This window comes from Chloroflexaceae bacterium, assembly GCA_025057155.1.
Lineage (GTDB): Bacteria > Chloroflexota > Chloroflexia > Chloroflexales > Chloroflexaceae > JACAEO01.
Map to the genome: position 1 here is coordinate 285 of JANWYD010000148.1, position 273 is coordinate 557.

1 protein-coding gene is annotated in these 273 nt (G+C 60.1%); it reads left to right on the top strand.

Annotation, left to right across the window (positions count from 1 at the left end):
* On the top strand, positions 1-213 hold a 213-nt coding region (locus NZU74_20740), incomplete at its 5' end, for a family 1 glycosylhydrolase (GenBank protein ID MCS6883752.1).
* Positions 214-273 lie beyond the last annotated feature (60 nt).

The following is a 273-nucleotide window of genomic DNA, read 5'->3' on the forward strand; positions in this document are numbered from 1 at the left end:
CTGCGCGCTCACATCGAGGCCTGCCAGCGCGCGCTCGCGAAGGGGATTGATCTGCGGGGCTATTTTGTTTGGACGCTGCTCGATAATTTTGAGTGGGCAAAGGGCTTTAGCAAGCGGTTTGGCATTATCTACACCGATTATGCCACCCAACGCCGGGTGTGGAAGCGCAGCGCGTACGTTTATCGCGACATTATTGCCCGAAATGGGTTGTGAAACGCGGGTGGATACGACCGGGGACACACGCCGGGGGGTGGTGGGACACACCGCCGGGGG